The organism is Pseudomonas sp. F-14 TE3623 (assembly GCF_053629015.1).
In genome coordinates, this window is sequence record NZ_JBRJHM010000001.1 from 5949033 (window position 1) to 5974051 (window position 25019).

20 protein-coding genes and 1 pseudogene are annotated in these 25019 nt (G+C 59.9%); 10 read left to right on the forward strand and 11 right to left on the reverse strand.

Annotation, left to right across the window (positions count from 1 at the left end):
* Positions 1–43: 43 nt before the first annotated feature.
* The 9 genes from AB7M29_RS27635 to edd form a co-directional block, all read right to left on the reverse strand.
* Complete coding sequence (locus AB7M29_RS27635) at positions 44–1204, reverse strand: ABC transporter ATP-binding protein (RefSeq protein ID WP_217854246.1); 1161 nt, start codon at positions 1202–1204, stop codon at positions 44–46.
* Between the two features lie 3 nt (positions 1205–1207).
* Positions 1208–2053: a carbohydrate ABC transporter permease gene (locus tag AB7M29_RS27640; RefSeq protein ID WP_030131859.1), complete on the reverse strand. Its 846-nt coding sequence runs from the start codon at positions 2051–2053 to the stop codon at positions 1208–1210.
* Positions 2046–2954, reverse strand: coding sequence for a carbohydrate ABC transporter permease (locus tag AB7M29_RS27645; protein WP_007902369.1), 909 nt, complete (start codon positions 2952–2954; stop codon positions 2046–2048). Before AB7M29_RS27645 ends, AB7M29_RS27640 begins: the two co-directional genes overlap by 8 nt.
* Before the next feature lie 157 nt (positions 2955–3111).
* Positions 3112–4419, reverse strand: coding sequence for an ABC transporter substrate-binding protein (locus AB7M29_RS27650; protein ID WP_123719265.1), 1308 nt, complete (start codon positions 4417–4419; stop codon positions 3112–3114).
* Between the two features lie 129 nt (positions 4420–4548).
* Positions 4549–5808 (reverse strand): D-mannose isomerase, encoded by a 1260-nt coding sequence (locus tag AB7M29_RS27655; protein ID WP_454248459.1) that lies wholly within the window; start codon positions 5806–5808, stop codon positions 4549–4551.
* Positions 5809–6036: 228 nt separating this feature from the next.
* Complete coding sequence (locus tag AB7M29_RS27660; RefSeq protein WP_201060690.1) at positions 6037–7464, reverse strand: ATP-binding protein; 1428 nt, start codon at positions 7462–7464, stop codon at positions 6037–6039.
* Between the two features lie 31 nt (positions 7465–7495).
* Entirely contained in the window at positions 7496–8227 is a 732-nt protein-coding gene (locus tag AB7M29_RS27665) for a response regulator (RefSeq protein ID WP_008006907.1), read from the reverse strand.
* Positions 8228–8403: 176 nt separating this feature from the next.
* Positions 8404–9363 carry a glucokinase gene (locus AB7M29_RS27670; protein WP_217854249.1) on the reverse strand — a complete coding sequence of 320 codons (960 nt, stop codon included), beginning with the start codon at positions 9361–9363 and terminating at the stop codon, positions 8404–8406.
* Positions 9360–11186, reverse strand: coding sequence for a phosphogluconate dehydratase (gene edd / locus AB7M29_RS27675; protein WP_052967861.1), 1827 nt, complete (start codon positions 11184–11186; stop codon positions 9360–9362). Before edd ends, AB7M29_RS27670 begins: the two co-directional genes overlap by 4 nt.
* Before the next feature lie 219 nt (positions 11187–11405).
* Here edd and gap point away from each other — a divergent pair, with 219 nt between their 5' ends.
* From gap to AB7M29_RS27715, 8 genes are all read left to right on the forward strand, one after another.
* On the forward strand, positions 11406–12407 hold the full coding sequence (gap, locus tag AB7M29_RS27680) for a type I glyceraldehyde-3-phosphate dehydrogenase (protein ID WP_052967860.1): 1002 nt from the start codon (positions 11406–11408) through the stop codon (positions 12405–12407).
* A gap of 80 nt (positions 12408–12487) precedes the next feature.
* The gene (locus AB7M29_RS27685; RefSeq protein ID WP_007903352.1) at positions 12488–12952 is read left to right on the forward strand and encodes a methylglyoxal synthase; all 465 of its coding nucleotides are present in this window, start codon (positions 12488–12490) and stop codon (positions 12950–12952) included.
* 77 nt (positions 12953–13029) lie between these two features.
* Positions 13030–13548, forward strand: a complete 519-nt coding sequence (locus tag AB7M29_RS27690) for an RNA polymerase sigma factor (RefSeq protein ID WP_217854250.1) — start codon at positions 13030–13032, stop codon at positions 13546–13548.
* Between the two features lie 95 nt (positions 13549–13643).
* Positions 13644–14609 carry a FecR family protein gene (locus tag AB7M29_RS27695; RefSeq protein ID WP_454248460.1) on the forward strand — a complete coding sequence of 322 codons (966 nt, stop codon included), beginning with the start codon at positions 13644–13646 and terminating at the stop codon, positions 14607–14609.
* A 122-nt stretch (positions 14610–14731) separates the two neighbouring features.
* Complete coding sequence (locus AB7M29_RS27700) at positions 14732–17296, forward strand: TonB-dependent receptor (RefSeq protein ID WP_454248461.1); 2565 nt, start codon at positions 14732–14734, stop codon at positions 17294–17296.
* A 107-nt stretch (positions 17297–17403) separates the two neighbouring features.
* Entirely contained in the window at positions 17404–18012 is a 609-nt protein-coding gene (locus tag AB7M29_RS27705; protein ID WP_217854253.1) for a biliverdin-producing heme oxygenase, read from the forward strand.
* 145 nt (positions 18013–18157) lie between these two features.
* Complete coding sequence (locus tag AB7M29_RS27710; protein ID WP_052967954.1) at positions 18158–18553, forward strand: YbaN family protein; 396 nt, start codon at positions 18158–18160, stop codon at positions 18551–18553.
* A 166-nt stretch (positions 18554–18719) separates the two neighbouring features.
* A complete protein-coding gene (locus AB7M29_RS27715; protein WP_454248462.1) occupies positions 18720–20051 on the forward strand; it encodes a CoA transferase in 1332 nt (443 codons plus the stop codon).
* Between the two features lie 147 nt (positions 20052–20198).
* Here AB7M29_RS27715 and AB7M29_RS27720 read toward each other — a convergent pair.
* Both AB7M29_RS27720 and arcD (AB7M29_RS27725) read right to left on the reverse strand, forming a co-directional pair.
* A pseudogene (locus AB7M29_RS27720) lies at positions 20199–20378 on the reverse strand (AlkA N-terminal domain-containing protein); the annotation flags it as partial.
* On the reverse strand, positions 20375–21802 hold the full coding sequence (gene arcD / locus AB7M29_RS27725; protein ID WP_217854255.1) for an arginine-ornithine antiporter: 1428 nt from the start codon (positions 21800–21802) through the stop codon (positions 20375–20377). The gene arcD (AB7M29_RS27725) and the pseudogene AB7M29_RS27720, both read right to left, overlap by 4 nt.
* A 447-nt stretch (positions 21803–22249) precedes the next feature.
* Between arcD (AB7M29_RS27725) and arcD (AB7M29_RS27730) the strand changes: the two genes are divergently transcribed.
* Both arcD (AB7M29_RS27730) and arcA read left to right on the forward strand, forming a co-directional pair.
* A complete protein-coding gene (gene arcD / locus AB7M29_RS27730) occupies positions 22250–23677 on the forward strand; it encodes an arginine-ornithine antiporter (RefSeq protein WP_217854256.1) in 1428 nt (475 codons plus the stop codon).
* Between the two features lie 37 nt (positions 23678–23714).
* Positions 23715–24971 (forward strand): arginine deiminase, encoded by a 1257-nt coding sequence (gene arcA, locus AB7M29_RS27735; RefSeq protein WP_217854257.1) that lies wholly within the window; start codon positions 23715–23717, stop codon positions 24969–24971.
* The last annotated feature ends 48 nt before the right edge of the window (positions 24972–25019 follow it).

Here is a 25019-nt window from a genome sequence, read left to right on the forward strand (position 1 = left end):
CAGACCGCTTTCGCGAGCAAGCCCGCTCCCACATTTTTGATCTTCAGCGGCCTTTGAATTGGGCTACGTTGGCGCTGTGAGCTTCAGCTTTCGGCAGGCCGGCCACCCCCAGGCGTTCACCGGTCTTGGCATCGAACAACAGCACTTTCGATGGATCGAATTGCAGGGTCAGGGTCTCGCCCACGGCCGGCGCGACATCCGGTGCCAGGCGGCAGCAGACTTTGGTGTCGTTGAGATTGACGAACACCAGGGTGTCGGGACCGGTCGGTTCGGTGACCTGCACTTCGGCACGAATGGTCGGCAAACCATTCGGCTCGCTGCCCGCCAGAACGATCTGCTCCGGGCGCATGCCGAGGATCACTTCACGGTCTTCGAGCCCGGCGTCCTGCATGCCCAGCGGCAATTCGCAGCGCGCCTGACCGCTGTCGAGCAGCGCTACCAACCGACCTTCCTTACGCTGCAAACGCAGGGGGATGAAGTTCATCGGCGGCGAACCGATGAAGCTCGCCACGAACAGGTTGGCCGGGTTGTTGTAGATGTCTTTCGGCGTGCCGAATTGCTGAATGATCCCGTCCTTCATCACCGCCACTTTGTCGCCCAGGGTCATGGCTTCAATCTGGTCGTGGGTCACGTAGACCGTGGTGGTTTTCAGGCGCTGGTGCATCAGTTTCATTTCGGTGCGCATCTCGACCCGCAGCTTGGCGTCGAGGTTGGACAGCGGTTCATCGAACAGGTAAATCTTCGGCCGCCGCGCCAGCGCCCGGCCCATGGCCACGCGCTGTTGTTGACCACCGGAGAGCTGACCGGGCTTGCGGCTCAGCAGGTGTTCGATTTGCAGCAACTTGGCCACGCGAGCGACTTCTTCGTCGATTTCGGCGGTGGGCATTTTGCGAATCTTCAGGCCGAACGCGATGTTGTCGCGCACGCTCATGGTCGGGTACAGCGCGTAGGACTGGAACACCATGGCGATGTCGCGATCTTTCGGGCTCATGCCGCTGATGTCGGCGTCGTCCACCAGGATCGCCCCGCCGCTGATGTTTTCCAGACCGGCGATGCAGTTCATCAGCGTGGATTTACCGCAGCCCGATGGGCCGACCAGGATCAGGAACTCCCCGTCATCGATCTTCAGTTCGATGTTTTTCAGGGTGTCCGGCAGACCGGCGCCGTAGGTTTTGTTGACGTTACGTAATTCGAGAGTTGCCATGTTCTACCCCTTGACCGCGCCGGACGTCAGCCCACGCAGGAAATACTTGCCAGCGAATATGTAGACCAGCAGTGTCGGCAGCCCGGCGATCATCGCGGCGGCCATATCAACGTTGTATTCCTTGGCCCCGGTGCTGGTGTTGACCAGGTTGTTCAGGGCCACGGTAATCGGCTGGGCATCGCCACTGGCGAAGACCACACCGAACAGGAAGTCATTCCAGATTTGCGTGAACTGCCAGATCAGGCAGACCATCACGATCGGGATCGACATCGGCAGCAGGATCTTCCAGAAAATCGTGAAGAAGCCCGCGCCATCCAGCCGCGCCGCCTTGACCAGCGCATCCGGAATGCTCACGTAGTAGTTGCGGAAGAACAGCGTGGTAAACGCCAGGCCGTAGACCACGTGCACCAGCACCAGGCCCGTGGTGGTGTTGGCCAGGCCGATCTTGCCGAGGGTGAACGAGGCTGGCAGCAGCACGGTCTGGAACGGCAGGAAGCAGCCGAACAACAGCAGACCGAAGAACAGTTGCGAACCACGGAAGCGCCACATCGACAGCACATAGCCGTTCATGGCACCGATGAACGTAGAGATCAGCACTGCCGGGACGGTGATTTTCACCGAGTTCCAGAAGTAGCTGCCGACACTGTCCCAGGCCTTGATCCAGCCGATGCCGTCAATCACTTGCGGCCAGCTCAACAGGTTGCCGGTGCGGATGTCTTCCGGCGATTTGAAACTGGTCAGCAGCATCACCACCAGCGGGACCAAATAGATCGCGGCGGCCAGCAACAGGGTTGCGTAGATGGCTATACGGCTGAAGCTGATGGCCGGTTTTCCGAGTTGATTACTCATGGCGTTTGCCTCGCAATTCGGAGTACAGGTACGGCACCAGAATCGCCAGGATCGCGCCGAGCATCATCATGGCGCTCGCCGAACCAATGCCCATCTGGCCACGGCTGAAAGTGAAGGAGTACATGAACATCGCCGGCAGGTCAGACGAGTAGCCCGGGCCACCCGCGGTCATCGCCGCCACCAGGTCGAAGCTCTTGATCGCGATGTGCGCCAGGATCATGAAAGCGCTGAAGAACACCGGGCGCAGGCTCGGCAATACGATCTTCAGGTAGATGGTCGGCAGGCTCGCCCCGTCGACTTGCGCTGCGCGGATGATCGATTGATCGACACCACGAAGGCCGGCCAGGAACATCGCCATCACAAACCCGGAGGCTTGCCACACGGCGGCGATCACCAGGCAATACACCACGCGATCCTGATCCACCAGCCAGTCGAGACGGAAGCCTTCCCAGCCCCAGTCGCGCAGCATTTTGTCCAGACCCAGGCCTGGGTTAAGCAGCCATTTCCACGCGGTACCGGTGACGATCATCGAGAGCGCCATCGGGTACAGGTAAACAGTGCGGATGAAGCCTTCCTTGCGAATGCGCTGGTCCAGCAGCACGGCGAGGAACACACCCAGCACCAGGCTGATGCCGATGAACATGCCGCCGAACACCGCGAGGTTTTTGCTCGCGACCCACCAGCGATCGTTGTCCATCAGGCGAATGTATTGCTGCAGGCCGACCCACTTGTAGCTCGGCATGAAGCTGGAATTGGTGAAGGACAGTACGAATGTCCAGATGATGTAACCGTAAAAACCAACCAGGACGATCAGCATGCTTGGCGCCAAAACCAGCTTGGGGAGCCAGCGCTGCAGTGCGTCGAACGGTGAGGCTTTGCTGAAAACCGCCACAGAGCTCATCGGGATAATCCAGGTGAAGAGGAAAGAAATCGGCACGGCGATCCCTTGTGGGAGCGAGCCTGCTCGCGATAGCGGTGTATCAGTCGACATCGATGTTGAATGTCAGTCAGCTATCGCGAGCAGGCTCGCTCCCACAGGGGTCAAGCGGCGTCAGGGATTACTGGGCAGCTTTAACAGCCGATGCCAGTTGTGCGCTGGCCTTGGCCGGATCAGCGTTCTTGTCGTTCATGAAGTTGGTGACCACATCGAAGATCGCGCCCTGCACGGCCAGGGACGTGGCCATGTTGTGCGCCATGCTCGGTTGCAGGCCGCCCGTCTTCTCGTCAGCCAGGAAATCCTTGGCGGACGCTTGAGCGCAAGAATCGAAGCCCAGCGCGCTCATGTCGTTAAGCATGTCGGTACGCACCGGGATCGAGCCTTTGTTGATGCTGAAGACTTTCTGGAAGTCTTTGCCCAGAGCGACCTTGGCCAGGTCTTGTTGGGCGGCGATGTCGCCTTTGCGATCGGCTTTGAGCTTGAATACAGCCATCGAGTCGATGTTGTAGGTGAAGGCTTTTTCGGTGCCCGGGAACGGCACGCACTGGTAGTCCTTGCCCGCGACTTTCTTCGCGGCGGTCCATTCGCTCTTGGCCCAGTCGCCCATCATCTGCATGCCGGCCTTGCCATTGATGACGTCGGCGGCCGCGATGTTCCAGTCACGACCAGCGCGGTTCGGGTCCATGTAGCCGGTGATTTTTTTCAGCTCGGTGAAGGCCTTGGCCATCTCCGGCCCGGAGAGGGTTTTCTGATCCAGATCGACCAGGGCTTTCTTGTAACCGTCGGCGCCCATGACCGAGAGCACCACGTCTTCAAACACGGTGCTGTCCTGCCAAGGCTGGCCACCGTGAGCGAGCGCGATGAAGCCGGCGGCTTTCAGTTTGTCGCCAGCGGCATAGAATTCTTCGAGGGTGGTCGGCGCTTTTTCGATCCCGGCTTTCTTGAAGACTTCCGGGTTGATCCACAGCCAGTTGACGCGGTGGATGTTCACCGGCACGGCGACGTAATCGCCTTCGTATTTCACGGTGTCGGAGACTTTCTTGATCAGCAGGTTATCCCAGCCTTCGGACTTGGAAACGTCTTTGAGGGTGTCGGTGCTGAGCAGACCTGTGCTGCCCCACTCCTGGATATCCGGACCTTTGATCTGGGCAACGCCCGGCGGGTTACCGGCCACGGCGCGGCTTTTGAGTACGGTCATGGCCGTGGAACCGCCACCGCCGGCGACTGCGCCGTCTTTCCAGGTGAAGCCGTCTTTTTCGACTTGGGCCTTGAGCACATCGACGGCCGCTTTTTCACCACCAGACGTCCACCAGTGAACGACTTCCACCGAACCTTTGGCATCGGCGGCAAGGGCACTGACAGGGAATGCAGCAACGGGAAGCAGTGAAGCGAGAGAAATGACAGTAGCGAGGCGAGAAATCGCATTCATCTAGTAGTACCTTTCTTGTTGTTATGCATGCAAGTCTGGTGCTTGCGCTGCATAGGATTCTAAACAGGGGATGCCCCTTCGCAGGTAACGAAGGGACGCGCGAATGTCACCATATGGTTACACAACTGATTACACAGCAACGCTCTGGGACAATTGCGCCAGCGCAGTGGCCATGCTCGGCGCCAGCGGCAGGCGCGGGATCAAAACGGCTTGCCAGGCGTGATACAGGTCGGGTTTGCCGGCCCAGATATCGGCGCTCGGACGGTTCAGTGGATCGAGTTCGTGATGCCAACTGCCATCGCAACGGTCGATGAAATGACTGTCACAGAATTCCCAGAACAGCCGGTACCAGTGCTCGTATTGCTCATCCCCGGTGCGTTTCAGCAGCGCACTGGCGGCGGCACTGGCTTCGGCGTGCGTCCAGTGCAGCCGATGGCGAACCACTGCGCGATTGTCCCAGTCGAGGGTGTAGACAATGCCCGGCGCACCGTCGACGTCCCAGCCGTGACGGCAATTGTGGTCGAACAGTTTTTGCGCATCGGTGGCGAGCCAGCCCGGCGTGAGTATCCCGGCCTGTACCCGCGCCGCTTCAAGATGCAGCAACAGCCGCGCCCATTCAAAACCATGGCCCGGCGTGGTGCCGTAAGGGCGGAATCCGTCAGCCGGGTTGTCGTGGTTGTAGTCGCGTAGCGGCTGCCAGTCGCGGTCGAAATGCTCGACCACCAGATAGTCATTGGCCGCGGCGTGATCGTGAATGACGCGCTCGACGATGCGCTGGGCGCGAATCAGCCAGCGGTTGTCCTCGGTGACATCGGCCAGGGCGAGAAAGGCTTCGGTGGCGTGCATGTTGCTGTTGGCGCCGCGATAGGCTTCCTCTTCACTCCAATCGCGGTTGAAGGATTCGCGCATGGCGCCCTCCTCCTCGCACCAGAAATGCATGTCGATGATATGGATCGCATCGTCGAGCAAGGCTTGTGCACCAGGACGCTGAGCGACCACCGCAGAACTCGCGGCCAACGCCACGAAAGCATGCAGGTAAGCGGCTTTGTCGGTATTGCCGTCGCGGTGTTCGGGCGTGGCGAACCAGCCTCCGTGTTCGGCATCACGCAGCGGCCCGCTGAGGGCTTGGATGCCGTGATCCACCAGCTCGGCAAAACCCGGCAGGCCCTGGATGTGGGCCATGGCGAAGCTGTGGGTCATGCGCGCGGTGTTCATGGTTTCAGCTTGCGCGTTGGCCGGGAGGCGACCCTTTTCATCGAGATTGCCAAAGCCTTCGGCAAGCTTTGAAGCCTTGGCAAATGCCAGCAGGCGCAGGCCTTCGGCGGCGAGCCATTGCTGATGGGCAGGCGCGTTCAGCCAACTGCTGAAGGCAGGTTGGAAGGTGTCCATGGGAGTCCCTTTTTTGTTGTTATGACTGGGGGCAGTCTAAACAACGGGCGGTGGCGGGCAGGTAACGAAGGGGGCGAGTTATGTCACCGAGTTGTGACATTTGCCTTGAGGGATGTATTGAAGGGACTGACGCCTTCGCGAGCAAGCCCGCTCCCATATTGGATTTGTGTACGACGCAGAACCACTGTGGGAGCGGGCTTGCTCGCGAAGAACGATAACGCGGTCTTCCTAATCAACACTACGCGGCAACTGCAACGTCACCCGTAACCCGCCTTCACGCAGGTTTTGCAGGCTGACTTCACCGCCATGGCTATGGGCAATGTTGCGTGCAATCCCCAGCCCCAGGCCATAACCCTGCTGCTGCCCGGCCAAGCGGAAGTGCGGCTCGAACACCTGCTCCAACCGCTGCTCCGGCACACCCGGCCCTTCATCGTCGACATGCAGGACAAACGCGCTCTCGTCATCATCGATATGCAGATGCGCGTTCTGCCCATATTTCAAGGCGTTGTCGATCAGGTTGCCGATGCAACGCTTGAGCGCCAACGGCTTGCCGGGATACGGCGCCAACGCCCGGCCATGTTGAGTCACACGGCCATTGCCGTTGGGCGCCAGATACGGTTCCACCAGACAGTCGAGCACATGGTTGAGGTCCACCGGCTCGATGTTTTCGTGGATGTCGGTGTCTTTCACGCATTGCAACGCGCCTTTGACCAGCAACTCCAGCTCATCCAGATCACGACCGAATTTGGCTTGCAGTTTTTCGTCTTCAAGCAATTCCACCCGCAATCGCAAGCGGGTGATCGGCGTGCGCAAGTCATGGGAAATCGCGCTGAACAATTGGCTGCGTTCGGTCAGGTAACGGCTGATACGTTCGCGCATCGCATTGAAGGCGCGACCCACTTCCACCACTTCGCTGCCGCCGCCCTCGGCCACCGGTTCGACTTCGGCACCCAGAGACATGTCCCGCGCCGCCCGCGCCAATCGCTTGAGCGGTCGGCTCTGCCAGTGCACCAAAAGACCGATGAACAGCAACAGGAAACCGCTGGTGAGCACGATGAACCAGACCTGCTGCGCCGGCAGGCCTTGTTCTTCAAGACTGGTGTAGGGCTCGGGCAACAGGGAGGCGATGTACAGCCATTCGCCCGGTGCCATCTGGATTTGCGTGACCAGCACCGGCGGATTCACCGGCTCCAGGGTCAACGCGTAGTGCGCCCAGGAACGCGGCAACTCATCGAGCTTCAAGCCGCCGTTGAAAATCCGCAGGTCTTCGGGGCTGACGAAGGTCACCGAGATGTCGGTGTCCTGGCCCAGCGACTGGCGCAGCACTTCGTCCACCGCTTTGAGCACCGCTTCTTTGCGCGGGGTGATTGGCAGCACTTCCATCCCTAAGGGTTTGTCGTTGAGCGTCACCACGAACCGGGTGCCGCCCATGCTGCGCAATTGATCGAGCACCAGCGGCCGAAACGCCACCGGCAACGAGCGGAAATAACTGACGCTGGCCGTCATCGAATGGGCCAGGCTGCGGGCACTGGTGACCAGGCCTTCAAGCTGCGTGGCGCGCAATTGCGAGACCCAGATCACGCTCGACAGCGTCTGGGCGAACAATACCGCCAGCAGGGTCAGCAACAACATGCGCCCGAGCAACGAGCGCGGCACCGGCACCCGCCCGGCGAGCTTGCGCAGGAACTCAGTGACCATTGCTGGCAACCACGTTGGCTGCCAGTTGGTAGCCACTGCCGCGCACGGTACGGATCAGCCGTGGCGGTTTTTCGGTGTCGCGCAGGCGCTGGCGCAAACGGCTGACGGCCATGTCGACGATGCGATCCAGCGGCATCAGGTCACGGCCACGGGTAGCGTTGCCGATGGTGTCGCGATCGAGGATTTCCTGAGGGTGATCGAGGAACAGTTTCAGCAGCGCAAAATCGGCGCCCGAGAGAATCACTTCCTCGCCGTCGATGTGGAACAGTCGATGGCTGACCATGTCCAGCCGCCAATCATCGAAGGCCAGCACTTCGCTGCCGGAACGTTCCTGACCGAACTGCGCGCGGCGCAACAAGGCTTTGATGCGCGCCTGCAATTCACGGGGGCTGAAGGGTTTGCCAAGGTAGTCGTCGGCGCCCAGTTCCAAACCGATGACGCGGTCGGCCTCGTCGGAGCTGGCGGTGAGCATGATGATCGGTACATGGGCCTGACGCGGGTGCTGGCGGATCCAGCGGCAGAGGCTGAAACCGTCTTCGTCCGGCAGCATCACGTCGAGAATCACCAGATCGCTCGGCGCCTCGTTCAGGGCCTGACGAAAACCTGCACCATCGGGCGTGGTGCGGACCTGGAAACCGGCGCGGGTCAGGTAGGTGTCCAGCAACTCGCGTATCTCTTGATCGTCATCGACCAACAAAATCGACTTGTTGACTGAGCTCACGGGGCGGCGTCCTTGTTGTTTGAATTAGGTGGATTATGCCTTAAGCACGAAATCTACAAACACCGCAGAACCAATGTGGGAGCGGGCTTGCTCGCGAAGGGGCCATCACATTCAACATCTTGGTTGACTGACACACCGCCTTCGCGAGCAAGCCCGCTCCCACATTTGATTGCATTTCAGGCTGGAATGGATTGATCCAGCGCCACACCCGCGCCAACAAGGCCGGAATACGGCGCCGTCACCAGCCACACCGGAATGCCTTTGAAGTAATCGCTCATGCACCCCTTGTCGGCGAAGCACCGGGCGAAACCGCTTTTGATGAAGAAGTCGGCAAACCGTGGAATTACCCCGCCAACGATGTAAACACCGCCGCGCGCCCCGGTGGTCAGCACGTTGTTGCCGGCCACGCGACCGAGCCAGCAGCAGAACTGCTCGAGCACTTCCAGGGCAATCGGATCGCCCGCCAGTCCGGCCGCCGTAATCGACTCAGGCGTGTCGAGCACCGGCGTGTGCCCATCCACCGCGCAGATCGCCCGGTAGACCCGCGGCAAACCACTGCCGCTCAACGCCGTTTCAGCACTGACATGGCCGATCTCGTTGAAGATGTGCTGCCACAGCTGGGTTTCTCGCGGGCTGCTCAGCGGCAGGTCGACGTGACCGCCCTCCCCCGGCAACGGGGCAAAACGGCCCGCGCCCAGATCGAGCAACGTGCCCACGCCCAAGCCAGTGCCCGGACCGATCACCACCGCCGGCCGCAACGGTTCCGGCGTGCCTTCGCAGACCACCCGAAACTCGCCCGGTTGCAAGCGGGTCATGCCCAGCGCCATCGCCGAGAAGTCGTTGATCAACAGCAGTTGATCCACCTGCAAGGTCTTGCAGAACCCCTTGCGACTGAGCCGCCAGTGATTGTTGGTGAACTTGAATTCATCACCGCTCACGGGGCCTGCCACCGAGAGGCACACCGAACCGATCGAACCCGGCGCCAGACCGAGCCCGCTCAGGTAGAGCGCAATGGCCTCCTCCGGGCTGGCGTGGTCTGCCGTCGCCAGCACCTGGACTGATTCCAGCTGCTGGTTTTTCCACAACGCGAAACGTGCGTTGGTGCCACCGATGTCACCGACCAGAGCCAGTTTCAATTAAGCGTCTCCAGGGCAGAAGTAAAGGCGCTGGCGCCTTGCTCTGCGGAGCTGAAGGCCATGCGCATGAAACCAAACAGTTCGCGACCGCTGCCAATGTTGTTGCCCAACAGACCCTTGGCAGGTTCGCGCGCTGCGAATTCTTCGGCGTCCACCTTAAGCTCCAGAGTGCCTTTGACGCCATCGACGCGGATGATATCGCCCTCTTGCACCCGTGCCAAAGCGCCGCCCACATAAGCTTCGGGGCTGACGTGGATCGCCGCCGGGATTTTCCCCGAGGCGCCGGACATACGCCCGTCAGTCACCAACGCGACTTTGAAGCCGCGATCCTGCAGCACGCCGAGGAACGGCGTCATCTTATGCAGTTCCGGCATGCCGTTGGAACGCGGGCCCTGGAAGCGCATCACAGCGACAAAATCCTTCTCCAGCAAACCGGCCTTGAACGCATCGGCCAGGTCCTGCTGATCCTGGAACACCATGGCTGGCGCTTCGACAACCTGGTTTTCCAGCGCGACCGCCGAGACCTTCATCACGCCACGGCCGAGGTTACCTTCCATCACGCGCAAGCCACCCTCTGCCGAGAATGCGCGAGCGACCGGACGCAGGATATTTTCGTCGAGGCTTTCGATCGGGCCTTCGCGCCAGACCAGTTCGCCGTTATCGAGGAACGGTTCCTTGGTGTAGCGGCTCAGGCCATGGCCGAGCACGGTGTTGACGTTTTCGTGAAGCAGGCCGGCTTCCAGCAGTTCGCGGATCAGGAACGACATGCCGCCCGCCGCCTGGAAGTGATTGATGTCGGCTTTGCCGTTCGGGTACACGTGGCTCAGGGTCGGCACCACCTCGGAGAGGTCGGCCATGTCCTGCCAGGTCAACTGGATGCCCGCAGCCATGGCGATGGCCGGCATGTGCAGGGTGTGGTTGGTCGAGCCGCCGGTGGCGTGCAGGGCCACGATGGAGTTGACCAGCGAACGCTCGTCGACGATTTCGCCGATCGGCATGAAGTCGCCGTTCTGCTTGGTCAGGCGCGTGACCTGGTGCGCTGCTTCGCGGGTCAGGGCATCGCGCAACGGGGTGTTCGGGTTGACGAACGAGGCGCCCGGCAAGTGCAGGCCCATGACTTCCATCAACAACTGGTTAGTGTTGGCGGTGCCGTAGAAGGTGCAGGTGCCAGGGCTGTGATAGGACTTCATCTCCGATTCCAGCAGCTCTTCGCGCGTCGCCTTGCCTTCGGCGTAGCGCTGACGCACATCGGCTTTCTGCTTGTTGGAGATGCCCGAAACCATCGGCCCGCCCGGCACGAAAATCGTCGGCAGATGACCGAACCGCAACGCGCCCATCATCAAGCCCGGCACAATCTTGTCGCAGATGCCGAGCATCAGCGCGCCGTCGAACATGTTGTGGGAAAGCGCTACCGCAGTGGACAGCGCGATCACTTCGCGGCTCGGCAGGCTCAGTTCCATGCCCGGCTCGCCTTGGGTCACGCCATCGCACATGGCGGGGGTGCCACCGGCGAACTGGCCGACGGAGCCGATTTCGCGCAGGGCTTTTTTGATCTGTTCCGGGAAGACTTCGTACGGCTGGTGCGCCGACAGCATGTCGTTATATGACGAAACTATGGCGATGTTGGCGGAGTTCATCATCCGCAGGCTGTGCTTGTCGTCGCTGCCACACCCGGCTACGCCATGGGCGAAGTTGGCGCATTGCAGCTTGCCGCGCATAGGGCCGTCGCTGGCGGCGCCGCGGATCAATGCAAGGTAAGCCTCACGCGTGGTGCGGCTGCGGGCGATAAGCCGTTCGGTGACCTCAAGGACGCGGGGATGCATGTGTAGAACTCCAGGCTAACGGATGTGGCGACCTGATTGTCTATGCTGATCAAGCACCGCTGTGATTGGGATGACAGACGGTTTTCTTGATCATTCGGACCAGTTGATTCAGGTCACTCGTTGTAGATAAAACAAAATATTGCCACTAAAAAGGCTTGTTTTCTATTTTTTTGCGAATAATCTTGTAATTCCAACAACAAAACGACGGCGGCGCTGTAAATGACTCTTCGAATCGCAATCAATGGTTTTGGCCGTATCGGCCGTAATGTCCTGCGGGCACTGTATACCCAAGGTTATCGTCAGGATCTGCAGATCGTAGCGATCAACGACCTGGGCGACAGCTCGATGAATGCCCATCTGCTCAAGTACGACACTGTTCACGGCACATTCGATGCCGATGTCCAGCACGATCAGGAAAGCCTGACCGTCAACGGCGACCGTATTTCGGTCAGCGCCATTCGCAACCCGGCCGAATTGCCTTGGGCCGCGGAAAAGGTCGACGTCGTGTTCGAGTGCACCGGTCTGTTCACCGACCGTGCCAAAGCCGCCGCGCATATTACGGCCGGCGCGCGCAAAGTGATTATCTCGGCCCCGGCCAAAGGCGCCGACGCCACTGTGGTTTATGGGGTTAACCACGACATTCTGCGCCAATCGCACCAGATCATTTCCAACGCTTCGTGCACCACCAACTGCCTGGCCCCGGTGGCTCAGGTGCTGCACCGCGAGTTGGGCATCGAAAGCGGTCTGATGACCACTATCCATGCCTATACCAACGACCAGAACCTCACCGACGTCTACCACACCGACCCGTACCGCGCCCGTTCCGCCACCCAGAACATGATCCCGAGCAAGACCGGCGCCGCTGAAGCAGTGGGCCTGGTGCTGCCGGAACTGGCGGGCAAACTGACCGGCATGGCGGTGCGTGTTCCAGTGATCAACGTGTCGCTGGTGGACCTGACCGTGCAGCTCAAGCGTGAAGCATCGGCCGATGAAGTCAACGCGATGCTCAAACAAGCCAGCCTGCACTCGAAGATTCTCGGTTACAACACCCTGCCGCTGGTTTCCAGCGACTTCAACCACAACCCGCTGTCCTCGATTTTCGACGCCAACCACACCAAGTCCAGCGGCAAGCTGCTCAAAGTGCTGGCCTGGTACGACAACGAATGGGGCTTCTCCAACCGCATGCTCGATAACTGCCTGGCGCTCTGCAACGCCGAGTAAGCGTCTCACTCTACGTTGAACGCGGTGAAACGCCGAAAAATGCGTCGTCCCAGGCGCATTCTCGTCTGGAGAAGCAAGCGATGATCGGTATCAGTTTTACGCAAAAAACCCTGGCAGCGCGCAAGCGTATCGCCCTGGTTGCCCACGACCACTGCAAAGTATTTTTGCTGGATTGGGCCGAGCGGCAGAAAGACAAGCTCGCGCAACATGAACTGGTCGCCACCGGCACGACGGGGTTGTTGTTACAACAACGCCTCGACCTGCCGGTGGAAAGCATGATCAGCGGTCCGCTGGGCGGCGACCAACAACTCGGCGCGCGAATCGCCGAGCAGCGGGTCGATATGCTCGTGTTCTTCTGGGATCCGTTTGAACCGCAACCCCACGACCCGGACATCAAGGCGCTGCTGCGGGTCGCGGCGGTGTGGAACATCCCGGTGGCCTGCAACGAGTGCAGCGCCGATTACCTGCTCAGCAGCCCGTTGATGGATCAGGCTCACGAACACCGCATCCCGGATTACGCGACCTATCTGCTGGGTCGTGGGTAAAGCGTCACAAATCAGCACTTGACCATTCGAGCGGATGATAAGCATTATCATTTGCTCGAAATGGATCAGGTCCTCCCGTGAGTCAATCGCGCTTCAATCACCTCTTCATCGCCCAGCGCGTCTCGCTGCTGCGTACGCTGGAGCGGATGGTCAACAATCACAGCACCGCCGAAGACCTCTTGCAGGAAACCTACCTGCGCGTGACCCGAGCGCTCAGCGAGCGGGCCATCGATCACCTTGAACCCTTCGTGTTCCAGACCGCCCGCAACCTGGCGCTGGACCATCTGCGTGCGCGACGCATCCAGTCCCGCACCATGCTCGACAATGTGCCGCCGGACGTGGTGCAGGCGGTCGCCTCACCCGTCAGTAGCGCCGAAGATGCCGCTCATGCCGAACAGTTGCTCGAACGCTTGAACGTGAGCCTCAGTGAACTCAGCCCGCGTCAGCAGAAGATTTTCATCCTCAGTCGCCTGCATGGGCACAGCTATCTGGAGATTGCCGAGAAGCTCGGCGTGTCGTTGAGCACCGTGCAAAAGGAGCTGAAGCTGATCATGGCGATCTGCATCGGCATCGCGCAGCGGCTAAACGGCGACTGAGAGCGCAGATTTACGCGCGCAGGCTTTGCTACTCTTGCTCCACTTCGAGCTTCACTAAAAAAACAGCCGTGCACAGACACTGCCGAGGAAACACCGTGACGGACACTCATCGCTCCCCTCCGCCCTCCCCGGCGCGGGACTCCGCCAGTGCAATGGACCAGGCGCTGGACTGGCTCATCGTGTTGGGCAGTCCGAGCGAAGAACAGACCCGACAATTCCATGACTGGCTCGACGCCGACCCGTTGCATGCCGAGGCGTTTGCCAAGGCGCAGGCGATCTGGGACGGCCCGCAGGTCACGCAATGTGCGCAAAACCTGGCCGCCCAGCCACCGAAAGTGACCGTCCTGTCGCGTCTTCGTCCGCACTGGAGACCGTTGGCCACGGCGGCAGTGCTGATTCTCGGGTTGTTCAGTTTCAGCAATCTGCCGATGCGCCTTCAGGCGGATCATCTGACCGTAATCGGTGAACGCCAGCGCCTGCAACTGGAGGACGGCTCGAAAGTCCTGCTGAACACCAATTCGGCGTTTTCCAGCACCATCAACGATCAGCAACGCGTCGCCCGCTTGTATCAGGGCGAGGCGTTTTTCGAAGTACCGGCCAATCGCGCCGAACCGCTGGAGATCGACGCCGGGCCGGTCAAGGCCAGTGTGCGCGATACCGCGTTTGCCGTGCGCTATCTGGACGGCGTGGCCCAGGTTCGGGTGCAGCGCGGCGATGTCGATTTGCGCGCCACGCGTAATGACGCGCGAGTGCGGCTCTCCGCCGGCGAAAGCATCCGCATCGGTCCCAACGGCTTCGATCATCCGGCCAGGCTCGATGCGGCCACCGATCTGGCCTGGGTCCAGGGTCGGCTGGTGTTCGAGAACTGCCCACTGAGCCAGGTGCTGGCGGAACTGCGCCGTTATTATCCAGGCTGGATCATCAACACCAACGAGCAGTTGGCCGATGTTGCCGTCACCGGTAATTACCGGCTTGACCAGCCACTGGACGTGGTCCGCTCCCTCGCGCACATCACTTCCGCCAGACTTCAGGAATTCCCCGCGCTGGTGATCCTGAACTAAATGAGAATTATTTTTACTCGATAGCTGAAGCTCGTTCGTCTCGTTATAGCCAATGCAATTGATTCGCATCTCGCGATGCCCATCAGCACCTATAAAGATTCGTGCGACACGGAGCTCTATCGATGTCCTCTCGCCTTACCCGCCAGTCCTCTTCACCTTCACGCGTATTGTCGCTGCTGACCGCCGCCATCCTGATGGCCGGCAGCGCATCGCTCATGGCCGCCACCGCCGCCGAGCAACCGAGCCGCAACATGGGCGACTATTCGTTCGCCATTGCGCAGCAGCCGCTGGTGTCGGCGCTCAATGCGTTTACCGCCATCACCGGCTGGCAAGTCGGCTTGCCGGCCGAACTGGCTGAAGGCGTGGCCTCGCCGGGTGTGCAGGGTTCGCTGCCGCCGGAAAAAGCCCTGGATCGCCTGTTGGTGGGGACCAACTTGAGCTATCGCAAACTGGGCAATAACAACATCGTGCTGGAAAAACGCAGCACCAGCGGCGCCCTCAATCTGCAACAGGTGACCATCAGCGCCACCCGTCAGGAACAAGACGTGGCCAGCGTGCCGAGCACTGTCACTGTCCAAACCCGCGAAGAACTGGACCGCAACAACGTCAATAGCATCAAGGATCTGGTGCGTTACGAGCCCGGTGTTTCGGTGGGGGGTGCCGGTCAGCGCAGCGGCCTCACCGGCTACAACATCCGCGGCATCGACGGTGACCGCGTGTTGACTCAGGTCGATGGGGTGCAGGTGCCCGACGGTTTCTTCAACGGCCCGTATGCCCAGACCAACCGCAACTATGTCGACCCGGAAATCGTCAAGCGCGTGGAAATCCTCCGCGGCCCGGCTTCAGTGCTGTATGGCAGCAGCGCCATCGGCGGCGCGGTCAGCTACTACACCCTCGACCCGGACGACATCATCAAGCCCGGCAAAGACGTCGGCGCACGCCTGAAGACTGGCTACAGCTCGGCCGATGACAGCTGGCTGACCTCCGGCACCGTGGCCGGCCGCACCGGCGAGTTCGACGGCCTGCTGCACCTGAGCCAGCGCAATGGTCATGAAACAGAATCCTATGGCGAAACCGGCGGCATCGGCCTGAACCGCTCCGAGGCCAACCCCGAGGACGTACGCACCACCAACGTGCTGGCAAAACTGGGCTGGAACTACGCCGACGACTCGCGCTTCGGGCTGACTTACGAGCACTACAAGGATGACCGCGACACCAACCAACTGAGCGCGCTGGGCGGCCCATTCAACGCGGGACGCGGTTTCGGTTTCTATAAATCGCGTACCGGCAACGACACCATCACCCGTGAACGCTTCGGTCTGGAGCACAGCTTCGGCCTGGACAGCGCCTTGGCCGATCACATCAAGTGGACGCTGAACTACCAGATCGCCAAGACCGACCAGAGCACCGAAGAAATCTACGCGCCGTCGCGCACGGTGCTGCGTACCCGCGAAACCACCTACAAGGATCGCCAATGGGTGTTCGATGCCCAGGCCGACAAGTCGTTCGCCATCGCCAACACCGACCACCGCGTCACCTATGGCACCACCCTCAAACAGAACAAAGTCACCGGACTGCGTACCGGTAGCGGCACTTGCCTGACCGTGGCCGGCAGCTGCCGCACCATCGGCGCCGCCAGCGCCACCGACACCCTGACCCCGGCCAGCGATTTCCCGGATCCGACCATCAACACCTACAGCCTGTTCGCCCAGGATGAGATCAGCTGGAACAACTGGACCTTCCTGCCCGGCGCACGCTATGACTACACCCAGCTCAAGCCGCACATCACCGACGAGTTCCTGGTCACCGCCGACCAGAGCGGCAACGGCGTGGTCAGCGACGACACCAAGACCTGGCATCGGCTGTCACCCAAATTCGGTACCACCTACAGCTTCAACGACAACTACACCTGGTACGGCCAGTACGCCGAAGGCTTCCGTACGCCGACCGCCAAAGCCTTGTATGGCCGCTTCGAAAACCTGTCCGGCGGCTATCAGGTCGAGCCCAATCCCGACCTTAAACCGGAAAAGAGCAAGAGCTATGAAACCGGCCTGCGCGGCCAGTTCGAGGCGGGTACCTTCGATGTGGCGGTGTTCTACAACAAGTACCGCGACTTCATCGACGAAAACGCTATCACCCCCGGTTACACCGAGACCACGTTCCAGAGCAACAACATCAAGCACGCCACCATCAAGGGCCTGGAGCTCAAGGGTCGCCTGAACCTGGACAGCTTCGGTGCGCCGAACGGCCTCTACACCCAAGGCTCGGTGTCCTACTTGTATGGTCGCAACGATGACAGCGGCCAGCCGCTTAACAGCATCAACCCGCTGACCGGCGTGTTCGGTCTGGGTTATGACCAGGACACCTACGGTGGCCTGTTGAGCTGGACCCTGGTCAAACGCAAGACCCGCGTCGACAGCACCAGCTTCAATACTCCGGACGGCACCAGCACCCAGTTCAAGACCCCAGGTTATGGCGTGCTCGACCTGGCGGGCTTCTACAAGGTGACCGACGATCTGACCCTCAACGCCGGCCTGTACAACCTGACCGACAAGAAATACTGGCAGTGGGATGACGTGCGCGGTTACGACAGCGTCGGCGAAGCCTCGGTTACGCAACCGGCCAACCTCGATCGCCTGACCCAACCGGGTCGCAACTTCGCGGTCAATCTGGTCTGGGATATCTGACCCAGTGTCCTCCCTGCGCTCTTTCACAGGAGCGCGGGGATTTTTTACTGTCTGGCGCCGCCCCGTTCGTCTCGTTACCAAGCGCCTCTTTTTCTCAAGGACTTCTCATGACTTCCCAGGACACTGCTCAACGCCCTGCTCTGCGTTCGCAACGTTTGAATCAGATCACTCACGAACCTCACAGCAAACTCGACGCGTTGGTCAAAGCCCACGCACCGTTCGAAACCCAGGCCAACTTCGCGCGTTTCGTGGTTGCGCAGTACTTGTTCCAGTCGGAACTGGTGTCGCTGTACAACGATGCGCAACTGGCTGCCATCATTGCGGACTTACCGGCCCGCTGCCGTGCTGAAGCGGCCAAGGCTGACCTGGCGGATCTGGACACTGAAGTTCCGGCCCCGGTTGCGGGTGCAGTCAACAATCCAGCCAAAGCCGAGGCCTTGGGCTGGTTGTTTGTTTCGGAAGGCTCGAAGCTCGGTGCGGCTTTCCTGATCAAGCGTGCCGTGGGTCTTGGCTTGAGTGAAACCTTTGGTGCTCGTCATCTCGCCGAACCAGCTGGCGGCCGCGCTGAAGGCTGGAAAAGCTTCGTCAAGACGCTCGATGGGTTGACGTTCAGCGAGCAGGAAGAAGCCGAGCTGGATAAAGGCGCAATCGATGCGTTCAACCGCTTTACCGTGTTGCTGGAACAGGCTTACGCCACCACCCCCGAACTTGCCTGAAATACGGTCCTGTGGGAGCGGGCTTGCTCGCGAAAGCGGTGTAACAGTCGACTTCTCTGTTGAATGTCAGACCCCATTCGCGAGCAAGCCCCGCTCCCACAGGGTATGTGCATTACCGCAAGCCTCACGATCTACCTTGAGCCCCATGTCTCACCCAACCACCTCAAAACTCACCCGAATCCTCTTCGCCCTGCTGGCTTACATCAGCCTGGGCATCGGTCTGATCGCCATCGTCATCCCCGGCCTGCCGACCACCGAGTTCATCCTGCTGGCTGCCTGGGCCGCGACCAAAAGTTCGCCGCGCCTGAGTGCCTGGCTGGAAAACCATCGGCTGTTCGGGCCGATCCTGTGCAACTGGCGCAACGGCAAAATCATCGCCCGTCGCGCCAAGGTCAGCGCCACCGTCAGCATGCTGCTGTGCGCAGGGTTGATGCTGGTGATGCTTGATCATGGCTGGCCGATTTACCTGGCCATCGCGGGCATGGGTCTGGGGAATATATGGATCTGGTCACGGCCGGAATCACTCGCGACACCCTCCTGACACAAATCTCCTGTGGGAGCGAGCCTGCTCGCGATGACGGAATGACATTCACCATGATGTCGACTGTAAAACCGCTATCGCGAGCAGGCTCGCTCCCACAGGGGGATTTCATCCGGCTTGGAAGATTTTTGATCTATGCTCGGGCTCTCGTTCCGGAGGGCCTTCGATGACTGGTTTACTCACGTCCATTCAAGCCGCACTCGGCTTGCATCACACCTCAATCCCGTTCACCTCGAGCGGCGCCCTGCCCTCGGCGTTTGCCGTCACCGACCTTGCCTGCGCGAGCATTGCCGCTGCCGGTCAGGCTGTCAGTGAATTGCTGCAACAACACACCGGCCGTTTGCCTACTCTTGAAGTCGACCGGCGCCTGGCGTCGTTCTGGTTCGCGACGTCGATCCGCCCTGTGGGCTGGAGCGTTCCACCGTTGTGGGACCCGGTTGCCGGTGATTACGCGACCAAGGACGGCTGGATCCGCCTGCACACCAACGCGCCTCATCATCGTAGCGCGGCTGAAAGCGTGCTCGGCGCCTGTGTCGACCGCGCAGCCATGGCGAGCAAGGTTGCGCAATGGGGGAAAAGTGATCTGGAACAAGCCGTCGTTGATGCCGGTGGTTGCGCGGCGGAAATGCGAAGCTGGAAGCAATGGCAGGTCCACCCCCAAGGTCAGGCTGTGAACGCCGAACCGCTGATTCAGTTCAGCGCCGACAACGGCCAAAACCCCAAACCGTGGCAAGGTTCAGTGGCGCAACCGCTGGCCGGGATCAAAGTGCTGGATCTCACACGGGTACTCGCCGGCCCGATCGCCAGCCGCTTCCTCGCAGGGCTCGGCGCCGATGTTTTGCGCATCGACCCACCGACCTGGAACGAACCGGGCGTGGTGCCGGAAGTCACTTTGGGCAAACGCTGCGCACGCCTGGACCTGCACGACAAGACGGATCGAGCAGTGTTCGAAAACCTGCTCAAGGACGCCGATATCTTGCTCCACGGCTACCGCGCCGATGCCTTGGAAAGGTTGGGTTACGGTGTCGCCGCGCGGCAAAAACTGGCACCGGGCCTGATTGATGTGTGCCTCAACGCCTACGGTTGGAGCGGCCCCTGGCAGAACCGTCGAGGGTTCGACAGTTTGGTTCAGATGAGCAGCGGAATTGCCGAAGCGGGGATGCAGTGGAAGAAAGCGAACAAGCCGACACCGCTACCGGTGCAGGCGCTTGATCACGCCACCGGGTATTTGATGGCGGCTGCGGCGATCACGTTATTGGGACGTGGCGGGTCAGCCAGATTGTCGTTGGCGCGGACCGCCAAGTTGCTGATTGAGCATGGCGCGGGGACAGATGAGGCGTTGCGGGCGGAGGATCAAAGCGATCAAGGGATGTTGGTTGAGCAGACACCTTGGGGACCGGCCCATCGGTTGCAGGTACCGTTGAAGATCACCGGGACACCGTTGCAGTGGGCGCTGCCGGCCGGGGAGTTGGGTTCCCATCGCGCGCAGTGGTGGTGACCATCAGATAGCTATCGCGAGCAGGCTCGCTCCCGCAGGTGATCACATTTCTCCAATGCGGCTCGGTCAACTGTGGGAGCGAGCCTGCTCGCGATAGGGACGAAAAACTCAACACAATTGCTGGAACTGTATTCAGTCTGGTCGGCTCAGAGTGTCCAAAGCACCTGCGCCGCATACCCTCATCACACCGTGAACGCCGTTCAACCCGATGCTGCGCGAATACACGCCATCGACCACCGTTTCCATCCCGACCACCGCCCGCGCCGACAAAAAACCCAGTATTGCCGACCAGTCATAAGGCCGTTGATACGCCAGCAATAACCTCACAACGACAGTAACCCACTGTACAGCCCGTACGCCGCCAACCCCGCCCCGGCGACCACACAGCTGAAAATCCCCTTCTCCACTGAGGTAAACAATGGCTCGCCCTGTTCCCGTTTGGCCTGGGCAAACAGAATCACCCCCGGCGCATACAACAACGCCGAGAGCAGCAGGTATTTCACGCCGCCGGCATACAACAACCAAATCGCGTAACACAGGGCAATGCCACCGATCAGCAAGTCTTTCGTGCGCTCGGCCGACGCATGCTCATAGGTTTCCCCTCGCCCGCTCAGCAACACCGCGTACGCCGCCGACCACAGGTAGGGCACCAGAATCATCGATGAAGCGAGGTAAATCAGGCTGGTGTAGGTACCGGCGGAAAACAGCGTGATCAGCAGAAAAATCTGGACCATCGCGTTGGTCAGCCACAGTGCATTGACCGGCACATGATTGGCGTTTTCCTTTGTCAGGAACGCTGGCATGGTCTTGTCTTTCGCGGTGGCGAAGAGGATTTCGGCGCACAGCAGCGCCCAGGACAGTAATGCTCCCAACAGCGAAATAGCCAGGCCGATGCTGATCAACAGCGCGCCCCAAGGGCCGACGATATGTTCCAGCACCGCCGCCAGCGACGGGTTCTGCAACGTGGCCAATTCCGGCTGGCTCATGATTCCAAGGGACAACACGTTCACCAGCACCAGCAGCGCCAACACACCGATAAAACCGATGACTGTCGCTCGGCCCACGTCCGAACGCTTCTGCGCCTTCGCCGAATACACACTGGCGCCTTCAATGCCGATGAAGACGAACACGGTAACCAGCATCATGTTGCGCACCTGATCCATCACGCCGCCGAAATTCGGGTTACTGCGGCCCCAGATGTCACGGGTGAAGATGTCCGCCTTGAAGGCCACAGCGGCGATGACGATGAACATGATCAGCGGCACGATCTTGGCCACGGTGGTCAGTTGATTGATGAACGCCGCTTCCTTGATTCCGCGTAGCACCAGAAAATGTACCGCCCACAGCAGCACCGACGCGCAGCCGATGGCAATCGGCGTGTTGCCTTGGCCAAACACCGGAAAGAAATAACCGAGCGTACTGAACAGCAACACGAAATAACCGACGTTGCCCAGCCAGGCGCTGATCCAGTATCCCCAGGCAGACGAGAACCCCATGTAATCGCCAAACCCGGCCTTGGCGTAGGCGTACACCCCGGAGTCCAGTTCCGGTTTGCGATTGGCCAGGGTCTGAAAGACGAAGGCCAGGGTCAGCATGCCGACGGCAGTGATCGCCCAACCAATCAATATCGCCCCGGCATCGGCACGCGCCGCCATGTTTTGCGGTAAGGAAAAAATCCCGCCGCCAATCATCGATCCCACCACCAAAGCGATCAGCGCACTCAGGCGAAGCTTTTGCGTCGGTTGCGACATTCGTGCATCTCCATTTCCCTGGCGCGCTATGGCTTCGAGACCGTCACATAGTCGGTTTTTAACTAAATAGATAAAGCGTAATAACGTTTATCAATTAATGCCAATCTTGTCTTTATTTATAACTGATCACGCTATTGCAGCAGTCCGGAAATAGCGGTTTTTGTCGGTAGCCCCTAATAAATCAATATCACTGCAAAACCCAATGACCAATACTTGCCAAAACAAAAAAACAAACTAGCGTCTAAACCTCAACTGATACGCTCTATTTCTTTCACTTTTATCCGAGGCCTTTGCACAGGGCTTTCCGGGCATTAGCCTTATGCCTGCAAAAGACCCATAAGTCTTTACTTAACAATGGAATGTGACCATGCATTGATCTAAGTCAGATGATTGAACAGCGAACAAAACTAACCTGTTTTCTCTCTTCTCCTGCACTGGAGTCATGCAATGTCTGAATCCCCCGGAAAACTGAAACTCGGCGCCCTGGTTGCATTGGTTGTCGGCTCAATGATTGGTGGCGGGATCTTCTCTTTGCCCCAGAACATGGCCGCCAGTGCAGACGTCGGTGCCGTTCTTATCGGTTGGGCAATTACCGCAGTCGGCATGTTGACCCTGGCCTTCGTCTTCCAGACCCTCGCTAATCGAAAACCTGATCTGGACGGCGGTGTTTACGCCTACGCCAAAGCCGGTTTCGGCGACTACATGGGTTTTTCGTCCGCCTGGGGTTACTGGATCAGTGCCTGGCTGGGTAACGTTGGTTACTTCGTTCTGTTGTTCAGCACCCTCGGTTACTTCTTTCCGATCTTCGGCGAAGGCAACACGGTTGCTGCCGTGATCGGCGCGTCTGTGCTGCTCTGGGGTGTGCATTTCCTCGTGCTGCGCGGCATCAAGGAAGCAGCGTTCATCAACCTGGTGACCACCATCGCCAAGGTCGTGCCGCTGCTGCTGTTCGTCCTGATCGCGGTGTTCGCGTTCAAACTGGACATCTTCACCGCTGACATCTGGGGCCTGAAAAACCCGGACCTGGGCAGTGTGATGAACCAGGTGCGCAACATGATGCTGGTCACCGTGTGGGTATTCATCGGTATCGAAGGCGCGAGCATTTTCTCAGCCCGTGCGGAAAAACGCAGCGACGTGGGTAAAGCCACCGTCATCGGGTTCATCACCGTGCTGCTGTTCCTGGTGCTGGTGAACGTGCTGTCGCTGGGCATCATGACCCAACCGGAACTGGCCAAACTGCAGAACCCGTCCATGGCCGCCGTGCTGGAACATGTGGTCGGTCATTGGGGCGCGGTGCTGATCAGCGTCGGCCTGATCATCTCGTTGCTCGGTGCGTTGCTGTCATGGGTGTTGCTATGTGCGGAGATCATGTTCGCTGCCGCCAAGGACCACACCATGCCGGCGTTTTTGCGCAAGGAAAACGCCAACCATGTACCGGCCAACGCCTTGTGGCTGACCAACGTCATGGTCCAGTTGTTCCTGATCGTCACGCTGTTCTCGGCCAGCACTTATCTGTCGCTGATCTACCTCGCCACCTCAATGATTCTGGTGCCGTACCTGTGGTCGGCGGCTTACGCGCTGCTGCTGGCGGTGCGCGGCGAGAGTTATGAGAACGCTATAGCCGAGCGCAGGAAAGACCTGTTCATCGGCGCCGTCGCGTTGATCTATGCGGTCTGGTTGATCTATGCCGGCGGGGTCAAATACCTGCTGCTCTCCGCCCTGCTCTATGCGCCCGGCGTGATCCTGTTCGCCAAGGCCAAACTTGAAGTCAACAAACCGGTTTTCACCAACGTCGAGAAGCTGATTTTCGCAGCGGTTGTCGTGGGCGCCCTGGTGGCAGCTTACGGGCTGTATGACGGCTTCCTGACTCTGTAACACCCGACTCTCATTTGTCATCTGGAGGATCACTGTAATGACCACCGAAAAAGTTAAGTACGGCGTCCATTCCGAAGCCGGCAAACTGCGCAAAGTCATGGTTTGCTCCCCCGGCCTGGCCCACCAGCGGCTGACCCCGAACAACTGTGACGAACTGCTTTTCGATGATGTGCTGTGGGTTGCTCAAGCCAAGCGTGACCATTTCGACTTCGTCACCAAAATGCGCGAGCGCAACGTCGACGTGCTGGAAATGCACAACCTGCTGACCGACATCGTTGCAATTCCTGAAGCCCTCGACTGGATCCTGGAGCGCAAGATCACCGCGAATTCGGTGGGCTTGGGTCTGGTCAATGAAACCGCATCCTGGCTGCGTAGCCTGGAGCCGCGCAAGATCGCTGAATTCCTGATTGGCGGCGTCTCCGCCGATGACCTGCCGGACAGCTTCGGCGGCAAAACCATTCAGATGTTCCGCGAATTTCTCGGTCACTCCAGCTTCATTCTGCCGCCGCTGCCCAACACCCAGTTCACCCGCGATACCACTTGCTGGATCTACGGCGGCGTGACGTTGAACCCGATGTACTGGCCGGCGCGCCGTCAGGAAACGTTGCTGACCACCGCCATCTACAAATTTCACCCGCAGTTCACCAACGCCGACTTCCAGATCTGGTACGGCGATCCGGATCAGGACCATGGCAGTGCCACCCTTGAGGGCGGCGACGTGATGCCGATCGGCAACGGCGTGGTGTTGATCGGCATGGGCGAGCGTTCGTCCCGCCAGGCTATTGGCCAATTGGCGGTCAACCTGTTCAAGAACAAGGCTGTCGAACGTGTGATTGTCGCCGGCCTGCCGAAGTCCCGCGCAGCGATGCACCTGGACACCGTGTTCAGCTTCTGCGACCGCGACCTCGTGACCATTTTCCCGGAAGTGGTGAACCAAATCGTCGCCTTCAGCGTGCGCCCTGATGAAAGCAAACCGGGCGGCGTCGATATCCGCCGCGAAGAAACCAGCTTCCTCGATACCGTGGCCAAGGCCCTCAACCTGAAAGCGCTGCGCGTCGTCGAAACCGGCGGCAACAGCTTCGCCGCCGAACGCGAGCAATGGGACGACGGCAACAACGTGGTGGCGGTGGAACCAGGTGTGGTGATCGGCTACGACCGCAACACCTACACCAACACCCTGCTGCGCAAGGCCGGTGTGGAAGTCATCACCATCAGCGCCGGTGAACTCGGTCGCGGGCGTGGCGGTGGCCACTGCATGACCTGCCCGATCATTCGCGACCCTATCGACTATTAACTTTCAAACCCTGGCCGCCGCTTATCCAGCGCGGCCCGGGGGATAACC